Genomic DNA, 16,065 nt, shown 5'->3' on the forward strand with positions numbered 1-16,065 from the left:
TCTGCCCTCTTCAAATGGCAATTAATCGTCTAGCCCTGTCTGGGTTGGTGCGACGTTGATAGGTAGGGGTGTTGTAGTAATGGATCGTGCTCACAGATACACCCGTTAATTCAGCCAACTCCTGAGCCGTCCCTGTTCCCAGTAATTTGTCGCCTTTGTACAATGCATACGTTTTAGGTTTTGGCATTGTTCTACCTCCTAAAATGGCAAATCATCATCTGAAATATCCATTGGCTCACCCTGCCCGTAGCTTGGTGGCATCTGATTCTCCATGCTCGACTGGTTCGCAGAATTATCTTTCTTTTCAAGCGTTTGAAAACTCTCAGCAACCACTTCCGTCACATAGACACGTTGCCCTTGCTGATTATCATAGCTACGAGTCTGGATGCGGCCAGTGATTCCCACAAGAGCACCCTTTTTAACCCAATTTGCAAAATTTTCAGCTTGCTTACGCCACATGATACAATTGATGAAGTCAGCTTCTCGCTCTCCATTCGCACCTTTAAAATTCCGATTGACTGCAAGGTTGAAGGTCGCAACTGCAACATTTGACGGCGTGTATCGCAATTCTGGATCACGAGTTAAGCGCCCAATTAAAACCACATTATTAATCATGTTTAGTCTCCTTTTTTGCTGATTTCTCTCCAAGCAAATAGCCTAGAGAGAGCCATAGAAATGCCATTCCAAATTCCTTAATAAGTTCAATCATTTTTTCCCTCCTGAAAAAGTTGCTAAATAGTAACAATCCTTAGCACCGTAGTCGAATCGTGTTGTCCGCTTGCCGATATGCTTCTGAAATCTTGGGTGAGTAATAGCTGAGAATGCCCATTGATGGTCTTCCATCCGTTCAATGAGATCGTCAACGTTATTAAACGTCCCAAGAAAGAATTGGCAGTGCCCGTTATAGACGAAGTAGAGATTTAACATCAATACCTCCTATCTTTCATACCAGCAGGATACACAAAGCACTTGCCTGTCGCTCCCTCAAAGATGCGACTTGACAGTGCACCATTCCCAAAATCGTCTGAGTAAAGCTCCTTAATTTCTTCACTGCTCAAATTCGTATTGATAATCGTATTTGTCCGATTATCCAAAATCTTGAACAATATCTGATGAGCCCACTCGTTCCGCTTCGTATCAGCCTTACGGCTCTCTTTCCCAAGGTCATCCAAGAAAAGAAAATCAACCTCAGACAATAGCTTGACCATCTTAGCTTCTGAAAATCCATTGTCAAACTCAAAACTTTCTCGAATCTTATCAAATAAGCTCACAACAGATACAAAGAGCACGCTTTTCGGTTCGTCATAAGACTTGAACTGCTCATTGAGAAATCGAGCAAAACCATAGGTCAGATGACTCTTACCAACACCAGAAGGGCCAGTGATGATAGCATTGCCAGTCTCACCTTTAGCGTAGTAGCGTTCCAATCGCTTCACGAAATTCATAGCCTTTTCATCAATATCAACCTGAATCTCATAGTCATGTAGTGACTTGCTGGCCAGCTTAGTTGAAACGATACTATCGCGAGCAAAGACCTCATAAGTGTCCGATAGCTTGCTTTTAACCTCTGATTCCATATTCAACTGCTTTTCAAAGATTCGGATGTTCTCTTTCTCACACTCGGGACATTGACTGATTTCCTCAATCTTGCCCTTAATAGGAATCTTAACAGACCAAAGATGGCATCCATGGATTTCACAGACATCATCAAGAACTGTTCTAGTTCTAAATTGTTTAAACTGTTTCATCTAAAATCCTAGCCTTTCGTCAACCGTACTAGTCAAGATTGTAGAGCGTTTTGGCATAGGCTGATTCAGATAATTATCCATCTTATTGCCGAAAAGCGTTTGTGGTTGAAGATACTGTTCATACTCTGTACCTTTCCATTTAGCAACCATGATATCCACAACCTTTTTAAAATCTTCAAGGACATATCCTTCTTTCAGTCTTGCCTTGATAAATTTTTGATGACTAGCAGTATTTACCTTGAAATTTTTCTTAGCTTTCAAATTGAGATAAGAAATAACTTCCTTACAAATCGACAATTTATTATTGTTATTCTCAGTCTTAGTATTCTCAGTCTTGATTGTGTGCACTTTTTGCACTTCCTGAAATGCACTTTTTGCACTTCCAAGGTGCACTTTTTGCACTTCCTGAAATGTACTTTCTACACTTCCGTTAAGAGCCTCAAGATAAATACGGTTCGGTAAGTTCATTCCTTGTCTTACTTCCGTCATTAGACCAGCATCTTTCAACTCCTTTTTGATTTTGATAATCGTATTGTTGCTATTGCAATTTAAGTCAATCATCAACTGTTCATTGGTGTAATACTGGAAGACGTTCCCTTCTTTATCATGCCAGCCATTTTTTAAAGACAGTTCTAATCTATCGAATAGAAGCATATAGAGCATTTTAGCGTTATTGCTCAAAGTCTTATATTTCTCATCATAGATGAATGGTTTTGGAAATTTGAAAAACGATAAAAAACCAGTGACTTCACTTTTTTTAATCATGGTTATACCTCCTCCACACTTGAAAATTTTGTGTATTCTTTATGAAAATATAGTTTAACCGTCCCTAAACTACCATGTCGGTTCTTTTCCAGGATCAGCTCCGTCACATTATTCGCTTCTTGACTGTCAGCTTGCTCTTTCTGGTAGTAGGCATCACGATACAAGAAAGCGACAATATCAGCATCTTGCTCAATAGAGCCAGACTCTCGCAAATCTGCCAGCATCGGGCGCTTATCTTGTCTCTGCTCAACCGCTCGGCTTAACTGTGACAGGGCAATGACAGGTACTTTCAAATCCTTAGCTAGTATCTTCAATTCCCTAGAAATCTCAGAAACTACCTGCTGACGATTCTCACCTTTTGATCCAGTAATCAGTTGCAAGTAGTCAATGATAATGACTCCAAGACCTCCCATTTCCTGGGCAAGCTTTCGAGCTTTTGACCGTATCTCAGAGATGCGAATACCAGCCGTATCATCGACAAAAATAGGTGCGTCATAGAGATTCCCTTGTGCATGCACTAGCCTACTCCATTCCTCAACACTCAGATTCCCAGTTTTTAGATGATAGCCTTCTACCATGCCCTCAGCTGCTAACATCCGCTCAATCAAGCTTTCCGCACCCATCTCAAGCGAGAAAATAGCAACAGGATTTTTCTCTTTGACTGCGATGTACTGAGCGATATTCAGAGCTAACGCTGTCTTCCCCATTGCAGGACGAGCAGCAAGGATAATGAGATTATCCTCATGAAGACCGGTCGTAATCTTGTCCAGTCCAACGAAACCAGTAGATAGACCTGTCACAACTCCATCTGTCTGAGAGCGAGTCTCGACCATCTGCATGTGTGTATCAAGGATATCAGCCACATTACGAAATCCAGTACCCGTATTTTGATTGCTGATATCAAGCATAGACTTTTCAGTCTTTGCGATAATGTCATCGATGGACACATCACCCTGATAAGCACTCGAGAGGGAGTCAGATAGGTTTGCTATCATCTTTCTGAGCGTAGCCTTTTCTTTCACAAGCTTTGCATAATGCTCCACATTCTTCGATGTCGGAGTGGAGTTTACTAGCTCGACAACATAGTTGATGCCCCCAATAGTTGAAATATCCCCCTGATTAGTAAGAGCAGAGACCATAGTTGTCGCATCAATTGGCTCACCTTTTTCAAGCAAGGACAACATAGTTTTAAATACAATCTTGTTTGCAGGCTTGTAAAAATCATCTGGAACCAATTCATCCACTAGAGATATAAGTGAATCAGGGGAGATAAAGACAGCCCCAAGAACCGACTGCTCAGCTACTAGATCATGAGGTAGTATTATAAATTCATCACTCATGCGCTATCCTCCCAATACTTATCCAAATCAACATTCATAACCGCAGCAAGGTTCTTTTGCTCGGTCAAAATTTGACGACGATAAGGAGCAAGTCCAGCTTGTCGCTCCTCCTCGCTTCGTGGCAAGTAATAGCCGTTCGGCTTCATCTTCTTACCCACGATAGGATGACCAAAATTCACACGCAGACTCTCAATGACCTCTTCCAGCTTACGCTTCGACAGTCCAGTTTCTAGGCGGATTTCGCTCGCTTGAATGGGCAGATCGAAAGTAGCGCAATTCATGATCATGTTTAACACACGGATTTCCATTTCGCTCATGTCACGACTAACACTCATGTCTTTGCCCTCCATTTTCTTGGATTCTGCCGAAAATCCATGGTCATTTCTTTGTAGAGCAAGCGACCGTTTTCTTCTAAGAGATTCGCGTTTTGACTTCTTAGAAGATCATTATTTCTTGCTTCTTCCTGGTAGTCGTTAGCCAGTCTGTCATAATCTTCGATGCATTCTCTAAAACTATGAGGCACGTCCTCAATCGTTGAAGGAAGGCCGACAGGCGGTTGAGTGTCATAGGTAAATCTTCTATCGCTATTTTTCAAGTTTCTTCGGGCAACTTCTCCGAAATCTTCTGTTTTTTTAATGATGACTACTACATTTTGTTCATCCGATTTTTCATTTTTATCAGTCAGTAGCAACAGGATGAATACCACGATAAAGATTGCCACTAAGCCAAGCAATTGGCTTGATAAAGTTGGTTCTGTCATTTTGTTCTCCCTTACGCTCTTAATTTTCGTACTTCTTTTTCTAACTCTAAAATCTCATAAACATCATTGACATCGTACATAATATCTTTCCCTTGCTTACGAAATCTTAATCCTTTACGTTCTAACTTCTTAATATAGCCATGAGTAAAGCCAAACTTCTTCATCAAAGCCTGTTGATTGATTGGCATACGATCATTCTCTAACTGCTCCTTGACCTGCTTTTCAGCAAAGGCCAATAATTGATTCGTGAACAATTCAGCACTTTCGCCATCCAATCGTAATTGTAACGTTATTCCTTCCATTTTCTACATCCTCTCAACTATGCGGGCAAGCATTTTTGTGATATAATGGTTTAAATTGTTTAAGTAAGTACCTGATTTCCGTCAGGTGCTTTTTTGTTTTTAAATAACCACGTTTCGTGGCCTTGGATCTGAAAAAATTTCGCCAATATCTTTTTCTAGAATATCGGCGATAATAAACATTTCGTCTGATTTAAAAGCGCTCTGTCCCTTCTCTTTCTGACGATATGCCGTTTCAGAAATTCCAAGTTTTTGAGCTAATTCTTTCTGTGTAATGCCTTTTTCTTTTCTTAGTTGATACAAATAAATTTGCACGTTCCTACCTCCTTATCTTAATTCATCTGAACTCTCAAAATAGCATTATCTAATTCCTGCTTAGAGCTTTCTTGCTTATTTTGGGTTTTGGCAATAAAGTCTGAGTAAGCATCTTTCCAAGCCTTGACTATTTCTGTAGTTGAGGCTTTTATTTTCCCGCTATATGGATACCGTCTTGGTCTCATTTCCTCACCCCCTTTCAAATGTGGTATAATCAAAATAAAATGATTGGAGAAATAATATGTCATTTGATCTTTCTAAATTAAGCCTAGGCGGTGGCTTCGCAGGCAATTCAAAAGCCTTTCAATGCCCTGTATGTTCAGGTTTCTCTTCCCATTTATGGACTTATAATCCTATTGACATCAATGGAGATTACAACGAATCTATCAAATTTATTATAATTGCACAATGTCAGGCTTGTAATCAATTTTCTATTTGGATAACAAATGAAATCCAAATAAATATCTCCAGGCTCGTATTAAACACAAGCGATGCAACGTTGACATTAATTTTCCCAAATGTTGCCGAAGGAGTACCTAAACCTAATAATGATATGCCTGATGATGTGAAAGAAATCTATATTGAAGCTGGCGAAGTTCTAAATATATCTCCTAGAGCTTCTGCAGCTCTATCCCGTCTAGCTATTGAAAAGCTTGTTGCTCATTTAAACGCACAAGGTAAAGATTTAAACACCCAAATTGGAAGTCTTGTCTCTAAAGGAATGCCAATAGAAATCCAACAAATGCTAGACAGTGTTAGAGTAATAGGGAATAATGCTGTACATCCAGGTCAAATAGACATAAAAGATAACAAAGAGTTAGCTTTATCATTGTTAAGTTTTATCAACTTGATTGTAGATAATCGAATCACCCAACCTAAAAAAATTCTAGACATATATAACCTATTACCTGATTCCTACCGAAATTCTATTGAAAGAAGAGACAATTAATCTTTCTCAAAGATTAATACATTTTCTTTGTCCCAATACTGAGTTACAACTCTAACCGGGTCATCTTCTGTTCCTTTCCCTCGTTTAAATGTAATTTTTATTAATTCAACAATTTCAACACTTTCCATCTCTTTTCCTCCTTTCTCCTTTTTTCGCTCTGTGAGCAACAGCCTGCCAGGGAGTCGAACCCTTGTGCTACCGATCAGGCTACATTCATTTTGTCCATCATTCCTGCGAATGCTGCATCGAAACGAATGTCATCGATTTCGTCTTGAGTGAAACCAGCATCAAGAAGGTAACACTCTTGGCGTTCGATCTCTTCTGCCAACTCTGTCCATCCGAAAGCGAACTGACGGCAGTTGTTCCAGAATGATTCAAGCTGACCATAGAGGAAGCGTTCCTCGTATGTGTTTTGAAGCAAGGTTTCTGCAACCACTGCTTTGAAGATGTTGATGGCTTTCTCGTTTAATGTGTTCATGGTGTTTCCCTCCGGTTTGTTTTGTTATTTCCTTAAGCTTGATTTAATTATAGCACACGTTTCGTGGGCTGTCAACATTTTTTTTACGAAAAAGTAAAAAAAGTTTTCTTTTCGTGGGTTTTGTGTTATACTTTACTTATAGAAAAATAAAAAGGACTCAATCATGAATAAAGAAGAAATTGCCATTGTAATAGGCAAAAATATAAAGCAATATAGGCTTCAAAATGGTTGGACTCAACAAGAATTAGGGACTAAGATAGGGATAAGTAAAAATGCTATCGGGAATTATGAGAAAGGTTTTAGATCTCCTAAAAAGGATACAATGTTTGACTTGGCGAATGCTTTTAACATTTCGATTGATGACCTTTTCCCTCCGATTCAAAAAGACTCTTCTTCTCCCACTTCCTCCATCCAAACCATCTACGATGAACTAAACTCTACAAGACAAGTAAAAGTCCTGAATTATGCAAAGAGGCAACTGAACGAGCAGAAAAACGAAGAAGAAACGAAGGAAAACGAAGTATCAGAAGTCATTCAGCTCTACAGTTACGACTACTACGACCACCCAGCTTCTGCAGGTACAGGGCAGTATTTGAATGATGTACGAGTGGAACAGATTGAGTTGCCAGTAGATGTAGACGCTGACTTTGTTATCCCTATCAAAGGGGACTCCATGGAACCTGACTATCACGATGGCGACCTGGTATTCATTCAGACAAGCGTAGACTTGAGTGACGGAGTTATCGGCGTATTCAACTATAACGGCGATGCTTATATCAAGCAGCTCGTTATTGATGAAGACCAAGCTTATTTACACAGCTTGAATCCGGCCTATAAAGATATGCCAATTACACCAGAGACTGACTTCCGAATTATCGGCGAAGTCGTGGATTTGTATAGAGAGATAATATGAGTAGTGAAAGCAGACCCATGGAAGTGATTATACACAACCTAGATTGTCAATGTCATAGACGAAGAGAGTGGATTAGAGTCAATGATAAGTGGCATGCTATCGAATTTTCGGTAGACGATCCAAACGAACCTCCTATGACCGAAGAAGAAAAAGCTAACGTAGCCTTAATTATTCAACAACACTTATCAAAAAAATCCGAATAACAAAAGACTCTATAAAGACGCTCTGAAGAGACTTGACGTTCCTACAGAGTTTGATTACTTAAATACTACAATCTAAAAACCATGACAAGTGAGATCATGGTTAAAGAGGAATGCTTAGCATTGTTGGAATGAAAGGAAACTTATATGTCTTACTCATATGTTGCTTTAGATGTTGAAACTGCGAATGACTTTCGCGGTAGCGTTTGTTCTATCGGATTAGTAAAATTTAAAGATGGGAATATTGTTGATACTTTTTACACTTTAATAAATCCCGAAACAAGGTTTGACACCTTCAACATTTCTATTCACGGTATTAAACCTGAAGATGTTGCTGATGCTCCTACATTTCCGGAAGTACGGCAAAATATTGTTGATTTTATTGGTTCTGATATAGTTGTAGCCCACTTTGCACAGTTTGATATGGGTGCTCTTAAAGACGTATACCAAAAATATGAACTGGATTTTGATAATATAGAGTATATTTGTTCGTATCGATTGGCCAAGGTTGCTCTTCCTGGACAACTGAGTTACAAATTAAAAAGACTAGCTAAACATTTGAATATTGAGCTAGACCATCACAATGCTCTATCAGATGCACGAGCGAGTGGATTGATTTTAGAATATTTACTATCTGCTAATTCATTTTCCGACCTTGATACTTTTTTAAAAGAATATAGATACAATAAAACCGGCTTACTTGGCCAGTATGGATTTAAGAGAAAAAAAGACGCTAAGTACAAAGATAATCTCATCTATACTCCTACAGAAGAAGAAAAAGCAGCAATGAACCCAGACCATTACTTTTACGGTTTATACTTTTGCTTTACTGGAAAACTCGAGCGAATGACTAGAAAAGAAGCTAACAAAGCTGCTGCGTTAGTTGGTGGTATCCCTGAAAAAGGTGTAACCAAACACACCAATATATTAGTTGTTGGAGAACAAGATTGGAGAGTTGTTGGCACAGATGGATTAAGCAGTAAAATGAAAAAAGCACAAACCTTGTTAGAAAAAGGTCAAGATATTGAAATCATGACAGAAAATGATTTTATAAGATTGCTTGAGGAATAATTAACAAAAAATAAAAAAACCACACTCTCCAACAGCAATCTTTGAATATAAGGATTCAACTTTCCATTTTTGACAAAATGAAATATATTTGATAATATATAGTTACTAACCTAGGAGAAATCCTAGTGCAAATAATCTGGTTGGCACAAGCTGCCACGCAGAAACGGTAACTATAAACTTAGTTACCGTTTTTTTGTTGAATTAAAAATTAAAAAATCCCCACACTCTCCGACCGCCAAGTTTTTGAGTGTGAGGTTTCAACCTTCCATGTGACAAGCAATCGAAAGGATGATAAAAAAATACAACTATAGTTTATCATAAGTTCTACACCTTTTCAACTATGCGGGCAAGCAATCGAAAAGAAAGGACATTTTATGATAAAAAAATACATTACAAAAAAAGGAGAGACTAGATACCTCTTTCAAACTTACCTGGGCATTGACCCAGCAACTGGAAAAGAAAAACGCACAACACGCCGTGGTTTTAAGACCATCAAAGAGGCCAAGGCAGCCGAACGTGATCTTCTCTTAGATGTTGAAGAAAATGGTTTTTCAAACAATGAGGATTTCCAGAACCCTACATTCGCTGAAGTTGCTGAGCTATGGCTTGAAAGCTACAAGAGCACTGTAAAACCAACAACATATCAGAACGTTAAGAAAAAACTTAATGTTATGATTGACTCATATTTTACAGATATGAAGATTCAGCAAATCAGTGTAGCTTATTGTCAAAAGGTTGCTATCAAGTTAAGTAATCGCTATATCCTATATGCTAATTACTACTCTGTCATCAGCCGTATTTTCAAGTATGCCACTTCTATTGATATCATTAAGTCAAATCCCTTAGACAAGATTATCAAGCCTAAAAATAAACCCTTAAAGGGCAAAGAAAACTACTATACAAAACAGGAACTAACGGATTTTCTTAAAGTTTCCAAAGCAAATTTTAAGCCTGTAGACTATACCTTTTTTCACTTACTCGCTTTTTCTGGCTTGAGAACTGGAGAAGCAATCGGCCTCATGTGGTCAGATGTTGACTTTGAAAATAAACGGTTAAGCATTTCTCGCACGGCTGTCGTGATTGGCAAAAAACAAACTGTCCAGGATCCTAAAACTAAAAGGAGTAAGAGGGTTATCACCTTAGATGATGAAACTCTGAATGTTTTGAAACTCTGGAAACGACAGCAAATAAAAGAATATTTCCAAGTTGGTAAAGCATACCAACATGATTCGAATTATATCTTTACGAATAATAGCGGTGGATGGCTTTTAGCTGCAACTATGAAAGTGAAGCTTAGCAGATTCTTTCGTAAACACAATAAACTTAAAAAAATTTCGCCTCACGGATTTAGGCACACACATGCTTCTCTCCTTTTTGAAGCTGGTGTTGCAGCAAAAATTATTTCAGATAGACTCGGTCACAATAATGTTCAAATCACTCTTGATATGTATACCCACATCAATGATAATCAACGTGTTGAAGTAGTTGATCAGCTCATGGATTTCATCCGCTCCAGCTAAAAGTAAAGTCGTATTCAATATCGTATTCACTTTTGGTTAACACGCTAGAAGTCCACTGTTTTCAAAGGATTAGCAAGCTATGTACTATTTATGGTATAATGAAAGAATGAAATACCCAAAAATTGATTTAAAAGAAGTTCGTCAACAAGCTAAACAGTTTCAAGCTGAACATCCACGTCTATTGCTTGTCTTTTTATTACCAAGCATTTTTCTGATTCTATCCAGCTTTATAAGCCCATTATCCTTACTTGATGAGGGGATTCTTGAGCAATCCTTCTTTACTTTTTTGATGAGCTTGATCCAGTCCTCACTCTTTCCTCTAGCAATAGGATTTACAAGTTCTATTATCCTAGCTGGTGCTCTGTTTACAACCATTAATCTTTACAGAATTTCCGAGATAGAGCTTTCCTTTAAAGATAGTCTGTCCTTACTTGACAACCGCTTCTTCACCCAGACCTTTCTGACTCTCTTGCTCAAGCGTTTCTATCTCTTTTTGTGGAGCATCCCTAATCTTTTTGGTGTCTACTTGCTCTTTTATAGCAGTGCCATGGCTCGTAAATTTGTAGAACTTCATCCCGAATTTCCAGCCGTAGACGTCACCAATTCAGATATCGAACATTTTCTGCTCACTTTTGCACTCTACTTCTTTGGTAGCGTCTTTCTGATGATTTTGGGAACCATTGCCTATCTGCCACAATACTACGCTTATTCCCAAGTAGAGCTTCTCCTTTGCGATACCCTTGCAATTGGAATTGCCAAGCCAAGCCGCGTACTCAAAACCAGTCGCTTCCTTATGAAAGGCTATAAGTTCCAACGCTTCGTCCTTGATTTACAGCTACTTCCTTGGTATCTCCTTATCTGGATCAGCTTCGGAATTGCGAGCATCCCTACTTTCCCTTATATCTATAGTAGTCAATTCTTCTTTTATCAAAGATTACTCGAAATCAAGCGGAGAAAAGTTTAATGTGAATGATTAAAACCAGCACCTCAATAGAAAGTGCTGGTTGTTTTTATTTAAATGGTTACTTGATCTCTGTCTTTAATCATGTAGTGTTTTAATGGAGTTAGGCTTGCCAACCAATATAGGAAGCCACCAAAAATCGCCGTAAAGCCACTACCTGTTGTGATTAAGAAGATCGAACTTTGAATTTGTTTAGTTAGGGGATTGTAAACAAAGAGTACCGCAACTAACAGAGATACGAATACACAAGACAAACCAACTAAATTAAATCCCTTAGTAAACTCATAAGCCTGATGTCCATCTAAGAAATAAGCTGATCGTAAATCTAATTTCCGTTTTCTTATCAAGAAATAATCAACAACAATCATTCCAATAATAGGCCCTTGAATATAAGCTGCAAGCGAGATAAAAGAACCAAAATATTCTTCTACGCCACCCCAAATTGTTAACGCACTCACATAAATCATGGCAATCCAAACCATTAGTTTATAGCTCACCTTAGGCATACCACTTTTAACAATCATACAGTTCACATAGGATCCTGTCCCTTGAGTTCCAATATTTGCAAAAGCTACTAGCAATAAACTAAGAAGAGCAAAGGTAGGAGTACTCAAGGTTGAAAGCATCGCAGTTGGATCACTCTCGTAAACTCCTGTTCTTACAAACATAGCTAGAGCCATAACACCCCCCGTCGCAGCAAAGAATGGTGCCACCACGCCATAAGATAAAGAAGTAGCCCAATACCCACTACGTTCTGATTTTGCTAAACGTGGTAAAATTAATGCTTGCGTTGACCAAGAAAAGGCAGTCGCTACATTCCCCTCTCCTGAAATCATAAATCGTTCTAGTGGGCTCAAATCTCCTTGTACTGCTGGTTGAACGTTCATAATGTCAGTAATCGGAACTGCTACAAAACAAATTCCAACGATAATCAATCCAACAACTAGCAAAGCAATTACCATAAACCGATTAATACCTTTTATAACCTCCGGTCCACCAAGGGCAATCAAGGTCCCTAATAAGACACAAAGTGTCCCAAGAATTGGTGCCCAAATCCCCTTCTCCAGTCCAAGGCCGAAATTATTAGCTAGATGAATCATAGAACTGGCAAAAAGATTTGCAGTAACTGCATACCAACCAAAATTTGCTAAACTGATAGTTGTTGACAAAAATGCCACTCCACGCTTCCCTAAAACCGCTCGAAGCCAAATCCATAAATCAATTCCGTATCTCACTGCAAACAAGGTGGGAAGACACTCGATAAAGACCCAAATAATATTAAAGCTAAAAATATTGATTAACATCTGGCTAAAGGTCAAATATTGAGCAACATACGCTCCTTGTGTGTAACACCAAGTTGCAATCGCAAAACCACTTGTTGATAAGAATAAATCCCAGAAGGAATATTGCCGATCCTTACTAGTCATTGGAACAATCCCAGTTATGGTTTCTTGTTGAATAAAGTCGGTCGTTTTCGACATTATTTAATTCCTCCTGTCATAGCTAAGATAATCAAGATTAGATTAATTCCAATGATGACACCAATCAAAGCAAAATCTTTTTTTAAGAATGGTTGCGCAAAATCATAGTCTGGAGATTCCATTTCTTCCAGTCTTCGCTTCGTTTCATCTGCTACCAATTGTTCAATTTCAGATACAGATTTCATCTTATTTTTCTCCTAGATATAACTCTAATGAAAGTTGTCCGTATTGTCTGGTAAATCGATACCAAGTATAAAGAAATTCTCCCACAGGTTTTCCAACACTCTCTTGGAATAAGGCCCACAAGAACCAATAATAAGATGTCACTGCCACATAGGCTAAATAATGACGTCTTGTTTTTGTATCTGGAACTTCTTGCAAGTAAATCTCAAGCACTTTCTCAGCTTGTTCAACAGTATAATTCGAACAACCAATGAAGGTACCTAAATCCCCTGCAGGGTCCCCCATACCAGAATACTCCCAATCAATCAGACTCATCTCCTCTTGTTCGTTTAGGAGAAAATTAGGGCTATAGGAATCTCCATGACATAAAACTCTCTCAGTGTCATCCTGTTTTAAAAATTCTCTAATAGTTGAAATGTTTTTATCGAGTTCATCAAGTCCATCAAACTCAAAACGATTACTAGCCTTCAATTTTTCTCTAAAATCATCAATTCCTACAAATAAATCAAAATTATGAGTTGTCTTCTCTCCAGACTGATGTAGTTTTCTCAAGAGCCCCATAGCTTTTTCTACATGATCCCAATTATCATAATCAAGCGGTCTAGCGTTAGGGATAAATTCTGAAATCTTCCATCCTTCGTTTTTATCCATTGCAACAAATGTTCTGTCTATTTGCAGTTTTGCTGCAATTTCCATAGAAGCCGCTTCACTTGATCTGTTGATATATTTTTCAGTTCCTCTACCAGGATGACGATAAACATATTTTTTATCAAGACAATCAAAGCTAAAGGATGTATTGGTCAAACCATCTTTGAGTGGTTTAATATGAACAATATCCGAAGCATCACAATTCAAGGTCTTGCAGATGTTATCAATAATCTCAGAATTAGAATTCATCAAGTAGCGGTCATCAAATTGACGCAACTCATCTAAGGAATCAAATTCTTTAACAATATCCGCTGAATAATGACGAGCTTCTAGATGCAATTCATGAACATTGCGGGTATAGTAATCTTCCCAGAGCTGTTCTTTATAGGGCTCGTGTTTAAACTCAGTTTCTAAAATTTTTACAAATTTTTCACTAAAGGCACGGTCAAAATACACATGTCCCACCATAGCCCAAGTGTCTTTACCACCAATCTGTATGTCAACAATCATGTTGTTGGAGTCTTCGGTAGCACAATATTCGTCTGTCTCGCCTTCCACAAATATTGTTGAATAGTAGCCCCTATAAATATACTTCTCAAATGGATTTTCGGCAAAATAATTGTCCGATGAACAAATATAAGTATTTGATAGTTGATCTCTAACCAACATTAATGAAGAACAGTTATTGTATTTATAGTAATCATTATTGACAACGATTTTTACACCATATTTATCTGCAAGGTAAAACATTTTTTCCTGCATATACCCTACAATGACCGTAATATCTTCTATACCTGCTTCCTGTAGTTGTTCAATTTCCCTTTCAATCAGGCGCTCCCCTTTGACTTTTAACAATCCTTTTGGTACTTCGTAAGACAATGGTGCAAATCGACTACTCATTCCTGCAGCCATAATCACTGCATTTTGTACTCGATAAGGCTCTAAAGCTTCTTTTCCTAACTCAGATAGGTGACCTTCTTGATCAATCCAATTAGCTTCTTTCATTTCTTTAAGTAGGGAATTAATTGTTCCTAAAGAAACTTCCAATTGTTCCGCTAACTGTCTTTGTGTAAACTCCTCTTGTGGATGCTCTTGCAAAAAAGACAGTAGTTTAAATTGTTTTTCTGAAATCATATTGATAACCTCTTTTTGTTCAATGATTGTTTAAAAAAGATTATAGTATGAACAATCGCTTTTGTCAAGTATTATCCAAATAAACTTTAATAGTAAAGAAGTAGTCTTGAATAACATGACCACGCATTTCCATAAGTTTTTAAAGATTTACAAATAGCACTTCCTTAATCACACTGAAGTGAACCAACTTAAAAACAAAATTCGTATAAAAATCTAATCGTAAATAAAAAAGCGAACCATACTCGTTTCTGATACTCAGAATTCTATCTTGTCCGCTTTTTTATTTAATTTATCAAGCATAAGGATTTATAATAATGGATTCTTAAATCCAATATTTTTTCCACCTCCGCTTTTTATTTCAAGAAAAGGATACTCAAGAGTGCTAGGATTGCTGGCCCACCTTGCTTGAGAATGATTTTTTTATCTGCTGTTAAGGCACCATAAGTCGCTGCTCCTATGACAAATAAAACAAAGATTGTTACGATTTCTAAGCTATGTGAGAAATAAATTCCGTAAATAAGAAATACCCCAATCAAGGCATTATAAATTCCTTGGTTTTTAAACAGTGAGGTGACAGAGGAGCGAGTCAACTCTTCCTTGTCCATATTAAAGACTCGGCTGGTTGCGTCTGATTGAGTTGCGATACTTTCCAAATAAAAGATATAAAAATGCTCTAGAGCAACAAGTGTTGCTAAAATGGTAGTAATAATTGACATCGTTTTCTCCTTAAAATTCTATTTTTTCTAGACCTGACACTAGGTTGGTCAGTAAAGTCGTCAGCTCTTTCTGCTCAGCAGGCGATAAGATGCTCTCCATCTGTTCCTTCACTTTCAAGTGATGTTTAGGCGGATTGACCAAGAGTTGATTCTTGGCTTCTTGGGTTAATTCAACTAAGACTTCTCGTTGATTAAGCCGATTACGTTTGCGACTGACATAGCCTTCTGTCTCTAAAATCTTGAAATGACGGGTCAAAGCTGCCTGGTCAATCTGTAATTTCTCCTGAACGGCAATTTGGTTACATGGTGACTGTTGCAGTAAAAACTGCAGGATTTGATAGCGGGTCAAACTAATTCCCAATTGTTTCTCAAAAAGTTGAGTGATGGTCTGATCTGTTAAATGGAGCTGGTAAAGCAATTCATGCATTTTTAGTATTTTTCTCCTTTTGTAAGCGTTTGATTTATCAATTATTGACTCGTCAAGTATATTACAAGCAGAGTAAAAACGCAACTATTTTGCTCACGCCGAAAAAATAGCCTCTTGGTTTCAATTCCAAAAGACTATTACTTCTACATTCTAAATA

The 16,065-nt window shown here is 37.9% G+C and carries 23 protein-coding genes and 1 pseudogene; 6 read left to right on the plus strand and 18 right to left on the minus strand.

The genetic code is table 11. The features are described from left to right. Positions 1–10 precede the first annotated feature (10 nt). The 11 genes from QM917_RS07420 to QM917_RS07470 form a co-directional block, all read right to left on the minus strand. Positions 11–187, minus strand: coding sequence for a hypothetical protein (locus QM917_RS07420; RefSeq protein WP_414285397.1), 177 nt, complete (start codon positions 185–187; stop codon positions 11–13). An 11-nt stretch (positions 188–198) separates the two neighbouring features. Next, on the minus strand, positions 199–615 hold the full coding sequence (gene ssb / locus QM917_RS07425) for a single-stranded DNA-binding protein (protein ID WP_394865456.1): 417 nt from the start codon (positions 613–615) through the stop codon (positions 199–201). Positions 616–705: 90 nt separating this feature from the next. After that, positions 706–927 carry a hypothetical protein gene (locus QM917_RS07430; protein WP_414285415.1) on the minus strand — a complete coding sequence of 74 codons (222 nt, stop codon included), beginning with the start codon at positions 925–927 and terminating at the stop codon, positions 706–708. Further along, positions 927–1,748 (minus strand): ATP-binding protein, encoded by an 822-nt coding sequence (locus QM917_RS07435; protein ID WP_414285398.1) that lies wholly within the window; start codon positions 1,746–1,748, stop codon positions 927–929. The genes QM917_RS07430 and QM917_RS07435 overlap by 1 nt, the downstream gene beginning before the upstream one ends. Then, complete coding sequence (locus tag QM917_RS07440; RefSeq protein WP_414285399.1) at positions 1,749–2,513, minus strand: conserved phage C-terminal domain-containing protein; 765 nt, start codon at positions 2,511–2,513, stop codon at positions 1,749–1,751. 2 nt (positions 2,514–2,515) lie between these two features. After that, on the minus strand, positions 2,516–3,853 hold the full coding sequence (dnaB, locus tag QM917_RS07445; protein WP_414285400.1) for a replicative DNA helicase: 1,338 nt from the start codon (positions 3,851–3,853) through the stop codon (positions 2,516–2,518). Continuing rightward, complete coding sequence (locus tag QM917_RS07450) at positions 3,850–4,188, minus strand: hypothetical protein (protein ID WP_414285401.1); 339 nt, start codon at positions 4,186–4,188, stop codon at positions 3,850–3,852. The genes dnaB and QM917_RS07450 overlap by 4 nt, the downstream gene beginning before the upstream one ends. Further along, positions 4,185–4,613 (minus strand): hypothetical protein, encoded by a 429-nt coding sequence (locus QM917_RS07455; protein WP_414285402.1) that lies wholly within the window; start codon positions 4,611–4,613, stop codon positions 4,185–4,187. The genes QM917_RS07450 and QM917_RS07455 overlap by 4 nt, the downstream gene beginning before the upstream one ends. Before the next feature lie 11 nt (positions 4,614–4,624). Further along, a complete protein-coding gene (locus tag QM917_RS07460; RefSeq protein ID WP_020903598.1) occupies positions 4,625–4,915 on the minus strand; it encodes a hypothetical protein in 291 nt (96 codons plus the stop codon). 99 nt (positions 4,916–5,014) lie between these two features. Continuing rightward, positions 5,015–5,227: a helix-turn-helix transcriptional regulator gene (locus tag QM917_RS07465; protein ID WP_371590344.1), complete on the minus strand. Its 213-nt coding sequence runs from the start codon at positions 5,225–5,227 to the stop codon at positions 5,015–5,017. 17 nt (positions 5,228–5,244) lie between these two features. Beyond that, positions 5,245–5,412 carry a hypothetical protein gene (locus tag QM917_RS07470; protein WP_414285403.1) on the minus strand — a complete coding sequence of 56 codons (168 nt, stop codon included), beginning with the start codon at positions 5,410–5,412 and terminating at the stop codon, positions 5,245–5,247. 56 nt (positions 5,413–5,468) lie between these two features. Here QM917_RS07470 and QM917_RS07475 point away from each other — a divergent pair, with 56 nt between their 5' ends. Beyond that, on the plus strand, positions 5,469–6,176 hold the full coding sequence (locus tag QM917_RS07475; RefSeq protein WP_414285404.1) for a DUF4145 domain-containing protein: 708 nt from the start codon (positions 5,469–5,471) through the stop codon (positions 6,174–6,176). Here the strand turns inward: QM917_RS07475 and QM917_RS07480 are convergent. Both QM917_RS07480 and QM917_RS07485 read right to left on the minus strand, forming a co-directional pair. Next, complete coding sequence (locus QM917_RS07480; protein WP_000446473.1) at positions 6,173–6,304, minus strand: hypothetical protein; 132 nt, start codon at positions 6,302–6,304, stop codon at positions 6,173–6,175. The genes QM917_RS07475 and QM917_RS07480 overlap by 4 nt on opposite strands. Before the next feature lie 74 nt (positions 6,305–6,378). After that, the gene (locus QM917_RS07485) at positions 6,379–6,654 is read right to left on the minus strand and encodes a hypothetical protein (protein WP_414285405.1); all 276 of its coding nucleotides are present in this window, start codon (positions 6,652–6,654) and stop codon (positions 6,379–6,381) included. Between the two features lie 163 nt (positions 6,655–6,817). Between QM917_RS07485 and QM917_RS07490 the strand changes: the two genes are divergently transcribed. From QM917_RS07490 to QM917_RS07510, 5 genes and pseudogenes are all read left to right on the plus strand, one after another. Next, complete coding sequence (locus tag QM917_RS07490; RefSeq protein ID WP_414285406.1) at positions 6,818–7,567, plus strand: S24 family peptidase; 750 nt, start codon at positions 6,818–6,820, stop codon at positions 7,565–7,567. Positions 7,568–7,777: 210 nt separating this feature from the next. After that, positions 7,778–7,902, plus strand: a pseudogene (locus QM917_RS07495) (ImmA/IrrE family metallo-endopeptidase); the annotation flags it as partial. 12 nt (positions 7,903–7,914) lie between these two features. Continuing rightward, on the plus strand, positions 7,915–8,838 hold the full coding sequence (locus QM917_RS07500) for an exonuclease domain-containing protein (RefSeq protein WP_414285407.1): 924 nt from the start codon (positions 7,915–7,917) through the stop codon (positions 8,836–8,838). A 374-nt stretch (positions 8,839–9,212) separates the two neighbouring features. Continuing rightward, positions 9,213–10,358, plus strand: coding sequence for a tyrosine-type recombinase/integrase (locus QM917_RS07505; protein ID WP_414285408.1), 1,146 nt, complete (start codon positions 9,213–9,215; stop codon positions 10,356–10,358). A 106-nt stretch (positions 10,359–10,464) separates the two neighbouring features. After that, the gene (locus tag QM917_RS07510) at positions 10,465–11,322 is read left to right on the plus strand and encodes a DUF975 family protein (RefSeq protein WP_311523817.1); all 858 of its coding nucleotides are present in this window, start codon (positions 10,465–10,467) and stop codon (positions 11,320–11,322) included. Positions 11,323–11,372: 50 nt separating this feature from the next. Here the strand turns inward: QM917_RS07510 and QM917_RS07515 are convergent, their stop codons facing one another. The 5 genes from QM917_RS07515 to QM917_RS07535 all read right to left on the minus strand — a co-directional run bounded on the left by QM917_RS07515 (position 11,373) and on the right by QM917_RS07535 (position 15,908). Then, a complete protein-coding gene (locus QM917_RS07515) occupies positions 11,373–12,800 on the minus strand; it encodes a cytosine permease (RefSeq protein ID WP_153225648.1) in 1,428 nt (475 codons plus the stop codon). After that, on the minus strand, positions 12,800–12,985 hold the full coding sequence (locus QM917_RS07520; RefSeq protein WP_153225647.1) for a hypothetical protein: 186 nt from the start codon (positions 12,983–12,985) through the stop codon (positions 12,800–12,802). The genes QM917_RS07515 and QM917_RS07520 overlap by 1 nt, the downstream gene beginning before the upstream one ends. 1 nt (position 12,986) lies before the next feature. Further along, the gene (locus QM917_RS07525) at positions 12,987–14,765 is read right to left on the minus strand and encodes a phosphotransferase (RefSeq protein WP_414285409.1); all 1,779 of its coding nucleotides are present in this window, start codon (positions 14,763–14,765) and stop codon (positions 12,987–12,989) included. A 353-nt stretch (positions 14,766–15,118) separates the two neighbouring features. Next, positions 15,119–15,481, minus strand: a complete 363-nt coding sequence (locus QM917_RS07530; protein WP_414285410.1) for a DUF1304 domain-containing protein — start codon at positions 15,479–15,481, stop codon at positions 15,119–15,121. 10 nt (positions 15,482–15,491) lie between these two features. Further along, entirely contained in the window at positions 15,492–15,908 is a 417-nt protein-coding gene (locus QM917_RS07535) for a MarR family winged helix-turn-helix transcriptional regulator (RefSeq protein WP_414285411.1), read from the minus strand. Positions 15,909–16,065: the final 157 nt, after the last annotated feature.

This window comes from Streptococcus infantis, from assembly GCF_047460685.1.
Taxonomy (GTDB): Bacteria; Bacillota; Bacilli; order Lactobacillales; family Streptococcaceae; genus Streptococcus; species Streptococcus infantis_AD.